The organism is Streptomyces sp. NBC_01304 (assembly GCF_035975855.1).
Classification (GTDB): Bacteria; Actinomycetota; Actinomycetes; order Streptomycetales; family Streptomycetaceae; genus Streptomyces.
In genome coordinates this window covers 171,631-184,633 of the sequence record NZ_CP109056.1, presented here as the reverse complement: position 1 = coordinate 184,633, position 13,003 = coordinate 171,631, and the positions used below count along the sequence as shown (strand labels likewise).

General features: G+C 67.5%; 8 protein-coding genes. 6 read left to right on the top strand and 2 right to left on the bottom strand.

The genetic code is table 11. The features are described 5' to 3' along the window. Window positions 1-51 precede the first annotated feature (51 nt). A complete protein-coding gene (locus OG430_RS48485) occupies window positions 52-2,538 on the bottom strand; it encodes a hypothetical protein (RefSeq protein WP_327359712.1) in 2,487 nt (828 codons plus the stop codon). Between the two features lie 1,717 nt (window positions 2,539-4,255). On the opposite strand from OG430_RS48485, the gene OG430_RS48480 reads away from it, so the two are divergent. From OG430_RS48480 to OG430_RS48470, 3 genes are all read left to right on the top strand, one after another. Then, window positions 4,256-5,434, top strand: coding sequence for a ParA family protein (locus OG430_RS48480; RefSeq protein WP_327359711.1), 1,179 nt, complete (start codon window positions 4,256-4,258; stop codon window positions 5,432-5,434). Further along, on the top strand, window positions 5,431-6,465 hold the full coding sequence (locus OG430_RS48475; protein WP_327359710.1) for a hypothetical protein: 1,035 nt from the start codon (window positions 5,431-5,433) through the stop codon (window positions 6,463-6,465). Before OG430_RS48480 ends, OG430_RS48475 begins: the two co-directional genes overlap by 4 nt. 804 nt (window positions 6,466-7,269) lie before the next feature. Further along, window positions 7,270-8,613 carry a DUF2637 domain-containing protein gene (locus OG430_RS48470; protein ID WP_327359782.1) on the top strand — a complete coding sequence of 448 codons (1,344 nt, stop codon included), beginning with the start codon at window positions 7,270-7,272 and terminating at the stop codon, window positions 8,611-8,613. Window positions 8,614-8,799: 186 nt separating this feature from the next. Here OG430_RS48470 and OG430_RS48465 read toward each other — a convergent pair whose 3' ends face one another. Beyond that, window positions 8,800-9,174, bottom strand: coding sequence for a hypothetical protein (locus OG430_RS48465; RefSeq protein WP_327359709.1), 375 nt, complete (start codon window positions 9,172-9,174; stop codon window positions 8,800-8,802). A gap of 266 nt (window positions 9,175-9,440) precedes the next feature. Here OG430_RS48465 and OG430_RS48460 point away from each other — a divergent pair, with 266 nt between their 5' ends. The 3 genes from OG430_RS48460 (at window position 9,441) to OG430_RS48450 (ending at window position 12,991) form a co-directional block, all read left to right on the top strand. Beyond that, the gene (locus OG430_RS48460) at window positions 9,441-11,390 is read left to right on the top strand and encodes a hypothetical protein (protein WP_327359708.1); all 1,950 of its coding nucleotides are present in this window, start codon (window positions 9,441-9,443) and stop codon (window positions 11,388-11,390) included. A 233-nt stretch (window positions 11,391-11,623) separates the two neighbouring features. After that, window positions 11,624-12,664, top strand: coding sequence for a conjugal transfer protein (locus OG430_RS48455; protein ID WP_327359707.1), 1,041 nt, complete (start codon window positions 11,624-11,626; stop codon window positions 12,662-12,664). A 99-nt stretch (window positions 12,665-12,763) separates the two neighbouring features. Continuing rightward, a complete protein-coding gene (locus tag OG430_RS48450) occupies window positions 12,764-12,991 on the top strand; it encodes a hypothetical protein (protein WP_327359706.1) in 228 nt (75 codons plus the stop codon). The last annotated feature ends 12 nt before the right edge of the window (window positions 12,992-13,003 follow it).

Here is a 13,003-nt window from a genome sequence, read left to right as displayed (position 1 = left end):
CAGCCCAGATGGGCAGTAGTGAGCCTGGTCCGCGCGGGGTGGGTTGCCGGGTCATGCGGCGCTCACCGCCTGGGCGAGGGCCTGCTCGGCCAGGTCGGCGCACCGGGCGGTCCAGCCGAGTGCCGGCGTGGGGTGCGCTTCTTCTCGGCGGGCGGCGTGCAGTTGGCGGGTGCGCTGGGTGAGCAGGCACTCGGCGGTGCGCAGCTGCGCCTGGTCGGCTGCGCGCTCGGCGGCCTGCTCGGCGAGCGCCCGGGTCGCATACCGGCGGGAGCGGAGTTGGGCGTCGTACGCCTTGTCGCCCTCGGCAACGGCTTCGGGCGAGTGGAGCAGCCGGGTGTGCAGTGCCTGGCGCCGGCCGTCGCGGATGGCCACGGCGATCTCGCGGGCCGCGAGCAGCAGATCCGCCTCCCCCGCGCCCTTCTCGCGCTTGCGTTGCAGGGCTTGTTCGTGCAGGTCGCGGGTGTCGTTGGTGCACCGCTCGGTGGCGGCCGCGACCGCCGGGATGTTGCTCAGGTCGGTGGGGCCCATCACCGCGAGGTCGACCGCCTCGGCCAACACCCGGGCGGTGCTGCGGCGTTGGGTGCACAGCAGGCACAGCGCCGCGGCCTGGGGCAGCCCGCAGTCCGCGCACGGCTGCGCGAGCCGCTGCCGCTCGGCGGCTTCCTGCTCGGCGCGGCGCTGCTGCACGATCGTGGCGCGGGCCTGCTGCTCGGCGAGAATGCGTTCGCGCCGGTCGGCGCGGACCGCGTGCTCGTACGTCACTGCGGCGTTCAGCCGCTTGTCGACCTCGGCCTTGAGCGCTTCGGGCGTCGCGCCGGGGAGGTCCTTGGCCGTCTGGGCAGTGATCCGGGAGCGCAGCCCTCGGCTGTCCCCGATCAGGACCTGGCAACTGGGGCAGCTGCCGCCGGTGTCCATCCGCCGGCCCTCGTCACACAGCTGCGACCAGCACCACGCCCGCTGCGGCAGGCCGCGGGCCAGGATCCATCCCACCGGGTCGGTCACCGGCCGGCCCATCTGCTGATCCAGGCGGCGGCCGAGCCGCTCGGCCAGGGCCTCCGCCGCCTCCTGATGGCCCAACACGCCGGCCAGGTCACCGAGCTGAACTCGAACCGCGGCCTGGACGTGATGCCTGGCCGCCGACCGAACGATCCGCTCCCACACCGGACGCACCGGAGCGAGCACCAGCTCCAACCCCGCCGGCAGCAGCGCCGGACCGGTGAAGACGGCCCGGCCCAGCTGCACTTGAGGCTTCACCGGCTTCGGCCGGTGTTGCTGGACTTCCTCCTCGCTGGCTTCGCTTCGGTGTTCCCCGCGCAGCGGGCTGCCCAGCCCCTCGCTCTCCGCGGCCGCCTCGGCATCCGGGCCAACGGCTCGGTCCTCGCGCCCGCCCGCGCACTCCGGCAGATCACCGCACCCGCGATCGGCTTCGCCGGAAAACCCCCCAGAGAGCGAACGAGAACCACCGTGAACAACCACAGGCGCGTGGTCAGCGTGGAGGGATGCACCAGCGGGGCGCCCGTCGACAACAGGCCCGAGGCCCTCGTCGCCCGCCTGATTCCCTGCTGTCGTCTGCTCCTCGAGCTCCTGACAGGTGTCGAGATCCCCGAGTGCATCACCAGGGCGCTGGAAATCGTCGCCCTCGACGTCGTCGAACGAGGGCTGCTGCCAGCCCTCCCCCGACAAGACCAGCCCCTCCTCAGCAGGCCCGCCCTCATCGCGGTCAGTGCTCTGCGAGCACGCAGGACACGGCTGCGCGTCCTCCGCCTCCGCTGATGCGGGTTGTGTGGGGCGGACCGGTTCGACCTGAACACGGCCGTGCGCCGCCGCTACCGCGGGGACCACCAGACGTGACTTGCCGAACTGACCGCCCTGGGTCGCCGCGCGGACGACCTCAACCACCTGCTGCCGCACCAGACGCTCGATGACCTTGCCGCCACCGGACACCGAACACCCCAGCGCCTTCGCCACCGTGGCGGCCGCGCGCCCGCGGCCCTCCTGTACGGAACCGCCGACCAACCGCACCCGCCCGTCGGGGCGCGACTGCAGCGCGAGGAGCAGCAGGGCAAGCCTGTCGGTCGCGGCCCCTCTGCCCCGGCGGGCGCCCAGCAGGCCGGGCGGCGTCACCGGGCCGTCGATCGGCGCCCATCCCGGGGCGAACACCGCCTCACAGAACCGCAGAAGCGTGGCGAGATCCTTGCGGGCCAGCGCCAGCGGGTGCATCGGATCGCCGCTTTCGCGCGCCGCGCGCAGCGGCAGCAGCGTCCACTTCAACCCGGTCACCCGGCCCGACTCGGCGAGATCCGGCGCAGTCGTCACCACCTTGGCCTGACGCAGGGCCGGCAGGAGCGTGTGGTCGACGTACGACTCGGAGAACCCGAGCCACCGCCCCATCTCCCCCGCGCGCAGTACCTGCTCCACCGACCGGGCCGGCGCCTTCGCCAACAGGACCACCGCGGCAAGACGCACCGAATCCGGCTGCCCCTCAAGGGACTCGTCCGCCAGGAGATACCGCACCGCTGCGTACAGGCGCGCACGCATCGCCCGGCCCAACACCAACGGATCACCAGGTCCCGACTCCGGAACCGGACCCGCCTGCTCAACAACCTCATTCCGGCGCCCGGCGCGACGCCAGGACGTACCAGAACCCTTGGAACGAGCCGCTCTACCAGCCGTTTTTGGCAAGACTGAGCCAGCCCTCGTACGGATAGCGATGATCTGCTCCATAATCGAGGAGGGAAGGGGACACCGTCACCGCGACCGACCCAGGCAAAGAGAGGTCCGGACGCGGCGGCACCAGCAATCAGTTGGCGGTCTGTTTGGCCGTCACCCCCTCCGCGCAGTGCGAACGGCCCGGGATCTGCGGTCCCGGGCCCTTTCGCGTTCGGGGCATCTTGCGCGACCCGGCCTGTGGATAAGGTCCGGCCGTTGCGCGGAGTAGCCCGCCGGTGTGAACTGCGCACGGGCCGGTCGGCGTCGGGACAGCACTGAGGCCGCGGTGCCGCATCGCTGCGTGCTGCCGCGTCCCCTCGGGCCTAGCCCCCGAGATCATCCGGACCTCTCCGCTCCAGCTGTTCCTGATGCCCGCCGCTAGGCTCCTTCGCGACAGAAATGAATCGCGATCTTAGAAATGCCTCACGGTCGATAATCGGCGGGTTCATCACCGGTGTTGATGGAATTCAAAGATCGTGAATTCCACCAATGGCCCGTCACCATACACCCTCTCTGACCTGCAGTGCTGCGCATTCGCCACACGGCGCGGCGTCGCTCGAACGCCTTTCTGAGGCGCCAGAAGTGTCTCCCGAATTTGATATTCTCGGGCCGAAAACGGGCTCCCGACAGCAATTCTCGCTGCCGAAAATCAACGAAACTTCTGCAGTTTGGAGCCGAAAACTGCGTGGATATCCGTCCCTTGGCGGGGGAAAACGAGGCCGTGCTCGGCGGCGGGAAGACCCGGGGTCTTCCCGCCAGGTCGGTGCGGCGCACGCCTCCGTCAACTGGGCAGTTGGCGGAGTTCGAGACGGCGCCCTCCCCCGGCACGTCGGGCGGGCTCGCCAACCCTGATCCGCCGGCGGGCGCCTGCGGGGTGTCGTGTGCTGTGTCTCTGGCCCCTCCTCTTCCATCCGCTCAGATGCGGGTCGCGGCGTGGCAGCCGTCGGTCGCTGCGATCCTCGTTGAGACGCAGACGTTCCTCCCCGTGGCCTCGAACTGGTGCCGAATGCGATGTGTCAGCGGGAGGCGAGCGGCAGGTGCTGTCATGCGATGTTGCCCGCGACGCCGCATGACTTGCCCATCGCGGCAGCGGAGCAGCGCGGGGATCACTTAACCGGCCACGGTAGGGAGGTCGACGGGATGGACCCGCTGGCGGTATCCACGCAGTTGTGGCGTGCTTTGCGCTCGCCCCTGTAGCAGGCAGGCGCTCCTCCAGCAGGCATGACGCACGATCGCGGTGGCAAAGTCGTCGGCCCCGCAGTCAAGTTGGGGCAACGGCACGAGATCGGAGTGGCCCGCCTGTGCGGGACTGCTTGAAGCGTGCGCGAGGATAGTGGGATGGGGGCAGGGCGCCGGGTTCAACGAACAGGTGAGTTCCTCCCTGCCGAACCCGACCGGCACCCGAATATCCGTTCTGTCCCGGTTAGTTGCCCTACCCGCTGCCCCTCGGGGCAGCGGAGGTTCGCTACTCCATTCACATGATCATCATTGGCGACACGCCGAACCATGCGGCACTGACTTATCGGTGACTGATAAGTTGCCCGCCATGAGTACCTACCAAGGCGATTTGGGCACTGACAAGCTCATCGCGAACGTCACGCCAGAGATGCGACGAGACCTGAAGATCAGAGCCGCGATGCTCGGCCTGAACGCCTCGGACGCAGTTGCGCATGCATTGGGTCTGTGGTTCGAGAAGGAGGACATTGACCCGGTAGAAGTGAGGGGTGCCAGGTCGTTTGCGGCCTACGTGCCACCCGAACAGATCACTCGGTTCGAGGCCGTGTGTGAGAACCGAGGTATCACGAAGGTCCAGGGCCTCGCACAGGCGATCACCTACTGGCTGCTCACTCATCCGTCGCCAGCCGAGCCCCTAACGAAGCAGCCGGTCAAGCGGATCCTGATCGGCAACCAAAAGGGTGGGGTGGGCAAGACCTTCATCGCCGCGGCGCTGGCCCAAGCGTTTGCGGAACTCGGCTTGAAGGTCCTACTGGTCGACTACGACCCTCAAGGGCACCTTTCCGCTCGACTGCAGGTGGCCGATCTACCCACCGGTGGCGACAGCCTCCTCCAGCACATGCTTGGCGAGGCGACGCAGCACCTTCGCCGGTCGATCATCGCTCTGGAGGAAGTCCGGTTCGAGGGCGACGAAGAGCCGGCGGGCATCATGTTCGACGGGCGTCTCCACATACTGCCGGCGTTCGAGGATGCGTTCCTCATGGATGCATCACTCGCCACGATGCGCGCTGGACGTGACACCTGCCTCGCCCGGGCCTTGGAGCCTGTCGAGGCCGACTACGACGTCATCGTGCTGGACGGCCCCCCCAACCTGGGGCTGGGTATGGAGCTGGCAATCGACTACGTGCAGCGCCGGCCGGGCGAGTTGGTTGACCACTCCGGCATCCTGATCCCGGTCTGGTCCGACAAGTCCTCGTTCCGTGCCTACCACCTGCTGAACGGGCAGATCGCGACCACCAAGAAGAACATGCGCATCGAGGTGGATCAGCTCGGCTTCATCATCAACGCGTACGACGCCCGTAAGGGAACCGTGACTCGTGCCTTCTACGAGGAGTGGAACACCCTCACTTCTCCAAGCGTGCTCGCCGAGTTGAAGGACAGTATCGAGGGCCGTGAGTCCTCGGACTATGAGGTGCCGCTGTTCCAGTACGCCCCGGACTGCACGCAGGCGGACACGATGCGGAAACTGGCTAAGGAGCTCGCCGCATGAGCAAGTACCGCCCGCCGAAACTCCCGACCGGCGTCGTCAAGCCCACAGACCCCGACAGCGGGATCCCTGCGGTGCGTACCCGCGAGGAGGTGCGCCAGGAGTGGCTCGAGAAGTCAGAGAAGGCGCAGGCCGAGGGAACCGCTGCTGAAGCATCTGAGGAGACGGTCGATACTGCGGCCTCCTCTGAGATCGTGGAGTCGAAGAGCGCTAGCGATTCGGCGAGCGAAGACACGAGTCCAGCAAGGACTGGATCGGGTGAGGTGGCGTCCGAGTCAGCCGGCGGCGAGGACGACGGCCTCGTTACTCTGCCAGCCAACCGAGATGACAACGGCTACGTTGCGATCCCGGAGTTCACGGAGCCGACCAGCGCGGACCCGAAGGAACGGCTCGATCACTACGCCCGTGGAGTGGCTGCAGTTGAGTACGCGTCTCGCGCGAACAATCAGGCAACGGAGCAGCAGAGGATCATCTCGCAGGGACAGTTCTTCCTCGCCATAAAGGAGGAGTTCCTGTGGGAGGCGGAGGGTCTTCCGAACTTCGACGCCCTCATCCAGCATCGGTTCAAGTTCGGCGGTGATTACGCGAACAAGACCATCCGCGCGATGCCGGTGGTGCTGGCCTTGGGAGAGGTCACCACGATGGAGCTCAAGGAGAAGCACCTTCGCCCTCTGGTTCCCGTGTGGAAGAGGCACGGAGATGACGCCGTACGCAAGGTCTGGGATGACGCCCTGCGGAAGGGAAAGATCACCGAGAAGTCGTTGAAGGATTCCGCGTACTTCCTCGGGTATGGCGAGCCCGTCGCGCAGAAGGCGAAGGTTGTAGGTGGGCAGCGGACATCGGCCAACGGGGGATCGTCAGTAGCGCCTGGCCGTCAGTCTGTAGATGAGTTTGTGACCGACATCCGGGAGCTCATTACGCGCGATAAGGACGAGGCCCGGCGGAAGGTCCTCGCTCTTTGGAAGGCGGCTGAGGAGCTGGGTCGGGAGCTCGGGCTCGAGGCGGAGTTCGAAGCCGCGGGAGCTAACGACTAGTCGCAGGCAGTTCATCCTTGGAGTCGGAAGACCCGGGGTCTTCCGTTGTGGTCAGTTCGACGACAACGGAAGACCCCGGGTCTTCTTGCCTCCTGGCCCGTCTGAGAGTGCCTACCATCGCCGCTCGCAGACCCTTCAGGTCAGCGAGTGCGTGCGGCTGATGGAGGTGGACTCGCGCACTGCAGCGACCGACCTGGGCGCTGAGTGGCGAAACCTTGCCGAAGAGTTGGGTGGCGGGGGAGTGGCAATCGCGAGGCTGGGCGCCGACGATGCCCCGCCCCACCTGCCTCACCCTGACGGACGCCCGGCGAATCGACCTCCAGGTGGTGAAGTGGGGTATCCCTGGTGGATGGCTGTAGCACCAGGAGCAGCCGCACGGTCGGATGCTGGAAGGCGGGCTTCTGGCGTGGACTCGGCAGTGCGACTCCCTATTGGGAGGAGGTGGGCGCACCCCGGGGCTCCACCGGAAGACCCGGGGTCTTCCGTTATCGTCAGACCGACGCGTCCGGAAGACCCGGGGTCTTCCGGGCTCCCTGACCGCACTCACGCGGCGAGGGTGGAGTGTCGAGCGTGCCGCCCACCGATACGGCTGCCAATTTCAGGCATACCGCGGACCTCACTGCCGCACCGCAAGATTCACGGCTTTCCACTCGCATGGCGCAGACCGAGCCTCGCCCGCTGCCGCGGCGTGCAACCCCTGTCCACAGGCCCACCTCTGCACGATTCCCGTAGCCGGATCACTGAGGAGTGGGAAGCGTGGAGCGGAGTACAGAGCGGCTCGCACTGACGCGATCGCATCGGGTGCTGATCGCCGTGGTCGTCGCGGGAGCAGTGCTGATCGCTGCGATTGGGTTTGCTGGTTCGTACGCGGCAGTTCGGGCCCTGGCCGAGCGGAAAGGGTTCGGGTCCTTCGCGTCGGTTTTCCCGATCGGAGTGGACGCCGGCATCGTGGTGCTCCTCGCGCTGGACCTGCTCCTGACGTGGCTCAGGATTCCCTTCCCGATGCTGCGGCAGGCCGCCTGGTTGCTGACCGCCGCAACGATCGCGTTCAACGCGGCCGCGGCCTGGCCGGACCCCATCGGCGTCGGGATGCACGCGGTCATACCGGTTCTGTTCGTTGTCGCGGTAGAAGCAGCCCGGCACGCCATCGGCCGGCTCGCGGCCATCACGGCGGACAGGCACATGGAACCGGTCCGCCTGTGGCGATGGGTGCTGTCGCCGCTGCCGACGTTCAAACTCTGGCGACGGATGATGCTCTGGGAGATCCGGAAGTACGACGACGTCCTCAAGGCCGAGCAGCGCAGGCTCGTCTATCAAGCCCGCCTGCGCACCAAGTACGGCAGGGGTTGGCGCTGGAAGGCCCCGGTGGAGGAGCTCCTACCCCTGAGGATCGCGCGAGTCGGCGTTCCGCTCCAGGAGACGGATCCGGCGAAGGCGCCGGAGGTCATCGGCAGCGACGAAGTACCCCACCTTGAAAGCGTTGCGAGTCAGCCACCTCAGCAGGTTCCGGATGTGCCGCAGTTGCTGCTCCCCCGAGCTCTTGGCGTTGGTCCCGGAGCGCCGGTTGGCGCCGGAAACCGAACTTCGGCCACATCGGCGGAACAGGAGAAGGCAGATGAGCCTCGGGGGACCGAGCTCGACGTCGGAGGTGACGGAGGGGGAAACCGTGAGGGTCAGCACGTGGAGGGTGCTGTTGGCCTCGACGATGCGGACCGGTCAGTCTCGAGTGACTCGGACCTCTCGATGAACCCCGCCTCCAAGGATGGCCAGGAAGCGGCTGGGCGGGATGGCTACGGGGACGCTGACTCGGCGAGCGGCGGGGAGAGTGGTTCACCGGGGGCGCCCGCGGCTACGCCGGAGCAGACGGAGGAGCGGGCCGATCAAGGTCAGCGTGAACCTGACACCTTGGAGGAGGCAGGCGACTCGCAGACGGAGGGTGCGCACGCTGAGGTGATTGCCGGGCTGACATCGAACGCTGCTGCCGTGAGGTACGCGATGGAGGTGCTCGGCTCGACGAGTACGCCGGCGGTGGTGGACTGGCTCAAGGAGCAGGGGCTTGAGGTGAACCGTGGGCAGGCGCACCGGATCACCAGCGCGGGGACCTCGAAGAAGGACAAGCGGTTGACGGTGGTGAAGCGGGCCTCCTAGGCCGAGATGCTGGTCGCGCCGATCCGCCGGTGGAAGGTGTCCGGCCGTGCGCTCCACTACAGCGACTCGAAGATGCCCAGTCCGGGAGTTCGTCAGGACCGATCCTGCGGGAAGGCCCGTCATCACGCGTGAGCCTTCTTCAGCGCTCGTTGCCTGCTGTTGAAGCGCCGGATGGGCGCTGGGTCGCTACTCGGGCCTGGGGGAGGGGAGCGCGAAGGTCCGCTTGCGGGGGATTCGCAGCCAGGGCATCCGCCAGGTCACGGTGACTTCACGGACGCGCGTGCCGGCGGCGGCGACGTACACCAGGTGCGCCTCCTGTCCCCGCCACAGCGGCCTGGGCCTGGAGAAGGCGTTGTCCACGATCACGCCGCCGCCCATCCCTGCTTTGGGCGGGGCTTCCAAGGTGAAGTCGCGCAGCTTCAACCCCTTGTTGCGCAGGATCACTCGGCAGTTCCCGCCCTTGCCGGCGTGGCGGACGTGATCGACGAACTCGATGTGTGTGGAGAGCCGGTCGAGGAGATTCAGGCCGGCCGTGGTGCCCGCAGGGATGGAAGTCGTCACGTCATGCCAACGAGGTGCTGCCCCGCAACGTCACGACCCTGCGCAGAGACAGGGTGGTCCCACCTGCCCGATCGCCCATTACTTCGACGCGCTCCGGTCTGCCCGCCGAGTGACCGTGACGCCAGGGCGGTCACGGTGAGGGAGTGCGCTCCCGGGGCTGGGCGTCCTCTGTCCACAGGCTGATCTTCATACCTTCCGAGTGATCGTTCTCCCGTGCGTACGGCCGGGAGCGGGAGGGAGTTGAGGCGTGGAAGGGATGACGGGCCGTGGCGCAGACGAAGTTCGATAAGCAGGTCGAGGAGGGCATCGAGCAGGGAGCGGTGGCCTTCGGAAGGTTCATCAGTGGCGTCCCCCTCGACGGCGAGCCGAGAGCACCGGGAAGCATGCCGCGGTGGGGGGTGGCGCTGCTGCGGCTGCTGTTCTTGGCCTGGCTCGGCTGGGCGTCGTGGATGTGGTGGTGGGTGAAGGACCACGACCGTGTGATCCGGGTGTCCGTCGTCGCCGCGGCCGTGGCCATCCCGGTCATGGTGATCGCCGCGATCCGCGGGCGCGGCCGGCGCCACCATATGCGGACCTTGGTCATCCCCATGTCCAAGGCGCTGGAGGACCTGCTGCCGGGGTGGGACGACCATGAGCGCCTCCGGGCTCTGACGATTCCCATCGACCAGACGAAGGTCCACATCAAGCTCCCGGACGGGTGGCACGATCCCGGCGACTTCAAGGAGCGGATGCGCAAGCTGATATCGGAGCGCATGGGCGGGAATTGGGCCGGCGAGTGGAACCTCAAGGACTATCCGTTCCACGTGGAGTTCACGCTGAAGAAGCCCACCCCTGTCCTTGAGCCGCCGGAGCGGGTCGACTTCTTCAGCCAGCAGGTTCAGGACGCGATCGCCGCGTGCGCGCCGGGCCAGCTCGTGCTCGGCCTGGACGAGCGGCATCGCCCGGTCCTGAAGGAGATGACCGGCGAGACCGCGATGTGGGCGCTCTCGGTCGGCTCGGGTGGCGGCAAGTCTTCGTTCTTGCAGATGATCATCACCCAGCTGGTGCGGCAGCGCGCGACGGTGATCGGCGTTGACGTGAAGCAGTCGTCGATCAACTGCTTCGAGACGGTGGAGGGCGTCCACCTGTACACCGACCCGGGCAACATCGGGGACATGCGGGCGGCAATTGCCTGGGTGGCGCGGGAAGTTGAGGCCCGCAACTACATGAAGAAGGGCAACCCGCGGAAGAACTTCGACCGCTTGACGCTCATCCTCGAGGAGGGCAATGAGTTCGGGGACGCGTCGAAGGAGTGGTGGAACGAAACAAAAGAGAAGGGGGAGCCTGCCAGCGACCCCATGTGGAGTGACATCGCGACCATCATGCGGATGGGTCGGCACGTCAACGTGACGGTGATCGGCGTCTTCCAGGACCTGCGCGAAGCAGCCGTCGGCAACCGCGGGTTGAGGAACATGTTCCGCCTGCTCCTCCTGGGAAACTTCAACGCAAATCAGTGGAAAATGATCGTCAACACGTCTCCGGTGCCGGAGTCTGTGGACATGGCCGGCCGCATGCTGATCGTCGAGGGCAACCGGCGCGTGTGGATCCAGGTCCCGTACGCGGACCCGGACGCGTTCCGCGATCACAGCCGCGGCCTGCGGGCGAAGTTCGGCTACAGCACGGACGACCTCTACGGGGCGCCGCCCGCACGCAGTGCGGTCCGGCTTCCCTCACTGCTGCAGGAGTCGAAGAAGCTCTTCACCAACCCCGAGAAGACGGACGCCGACGCCCTGACGGCCGCTGATATCCGCGCAGTTGATGACCCGCGCGAGCTGAGCATGACCAAGGCGGAGGTCCCGGAGCTGGAGGCCGGCACACCAGAGACTGTCGAGGTGGAAGAGGAGCTCGAGCTGCTGCCGCTGGCAGAGATCGCGCGGCGTCTCGAAGCCCAGAACATCAAGGTCAGCGCCGCATTGATGCGGCAGCACAAGCGGCGTCGCAGCGACTTCCCGGCCGGCCAACTCGTCGACGGCAAGGAGCTGTTCGTCCTGGACGACCTCGCGGACTACTACGGACCCGACGAGGACAAGGACGAGGGCGAGCCCGATCCCGACCCCGGGGCGGGCGACGAGGAACAGGACAGCTCGGGCGAGGACGAGGCGCCCGGCCAGCTCGCCGACGCCGGATCCGTGGAGTCCGGTGGGTCGGCGGAAGACAGCGCGGCCGGCGACAGCTGAGCGGTCTTACACAGCGCACCCATAGAGGGGGTCACGGGAATTCCCGTGACCCCCTCTATTTGTTTGCTCGCGTCCGGCTGGATGTCTCGGAAATCGCCGGAACTTATCCACAGGGCTGCGCTCCCAAAATCGTGTGTGTGAGCTTTCCACGCCATTCGTGGCGGGCATGACCGCAGGTCATGTCGCCCTGTCCAGGGGCGAGTTGCAGCAGGAAGAGGCCGAGGAGTCAATCAATGAGTGTGATGCGGAAGATGCTCAATCTTCCACCGAAGAAGCCCAAGGGCGGTGAAGAGAAAGTAGCCGCCGAAGTGAATGCGGCACAGGGGCCCGCGTCAATTGCGGGGGAGGGGAATGGGGCGGGTGCGCGGACGCCGCCGGCGCTCGGCTGGGCGGAGGAGGTCGAGTCCTCGGGCCGCTCCGCGGCCCGTAAGGCGGGCCGGGTGGCGATCTGGCTCGTGATCGGCTTGGCCGCGTTCACGGGTGTGCGGACCTGGGTCTTCCCCACCAAGCCGCCGGCGCCCATCGAGCAGCAGGACCCGCAGGCCGAGGCGCGGAAGAACCATGTGCCCGAGGCCGAGGCGCAGCAGGTCGCCGCCAGGTTCGCGCGTTCGTACATGACGTGGAACTCCCAGGCTCCGGAGATCCGCGCCAAGGAGGTCGAGGCGGACCTGGCCAAGGGCATTGACCCCAAGCTCGGCTGGAACGGGGAGGGCATCCAGCTGGTCGCGCAGACCATCCCCGGCCCGGTCACGCAGATCGGCGGCAAGCGGGCCCGGGTGCGGGTCGATGTGCGGGTCAGTGTGATCACCGGGAGCGGCAAGAGCCAGCGGACGGTGTCCAGTTGGCGCGGTCTGGAGGTCCCGGTCGCCCAGGGCAAGGAGCGGGTGGTGGTGACCGGGCAGCCTGCGCTGGTCGGCATGCCGACGGCCGGCAGCTACAAGGCCCCGGACGAGCCGGAGGCTGATGCGGAGCTGTCGGGAGCAACTCGCGACACGGTCAAGCAGTTCCTGACGTCCTGGGCCGCCGGCTCGGAGGACCAGGCGGCCGCGCCGGGCGCCGACATCGAGCCGCTGGGCGGGCAGATCGCCCTGGACGCCCTGGACTCCTGGACGGTCGACGTCGGCTCGGGTGACAAGCGCACCGGCACGGCGACGGTCCGCTGGAAGTTCGGCGGCGCGCAGCTGCAGCAGAGCTACCAGATCACCATCACCAAGGTCTCCGCCTCCAGCGCGAGCCGCTGGCAGGTCGAGGCGGTCACCGCGAAGGCCGCGTAACCGGCCCGCCCCGCACCCCCGGGGCCGCCCCAAATTCCGCTCGGCCAGGCGCACTTGGCCCGCATCACCCAACTCACCAACCCAAGGAGTGGATACCTCATGGGCCAAAACGGTCTCGTCACGTGGATCTTGGCCGTCATCGGGTCTCTTTTTGTCGGAGTTCTGGCGGTAAGAGGCTTTCAGCACTGGGCGAAGAAGGAATGGGGTGCGCTCATCACGCACCTGGCCGGCGGCGCCGTCGTCGCGGTGATGGTCTTCACGCCGCAACAGGCCGTGAACATCCTCAAGTTCATCGGCGCCAAGATCGCCACAGTGTTCACCGGCTGAGGCGGCCGCACC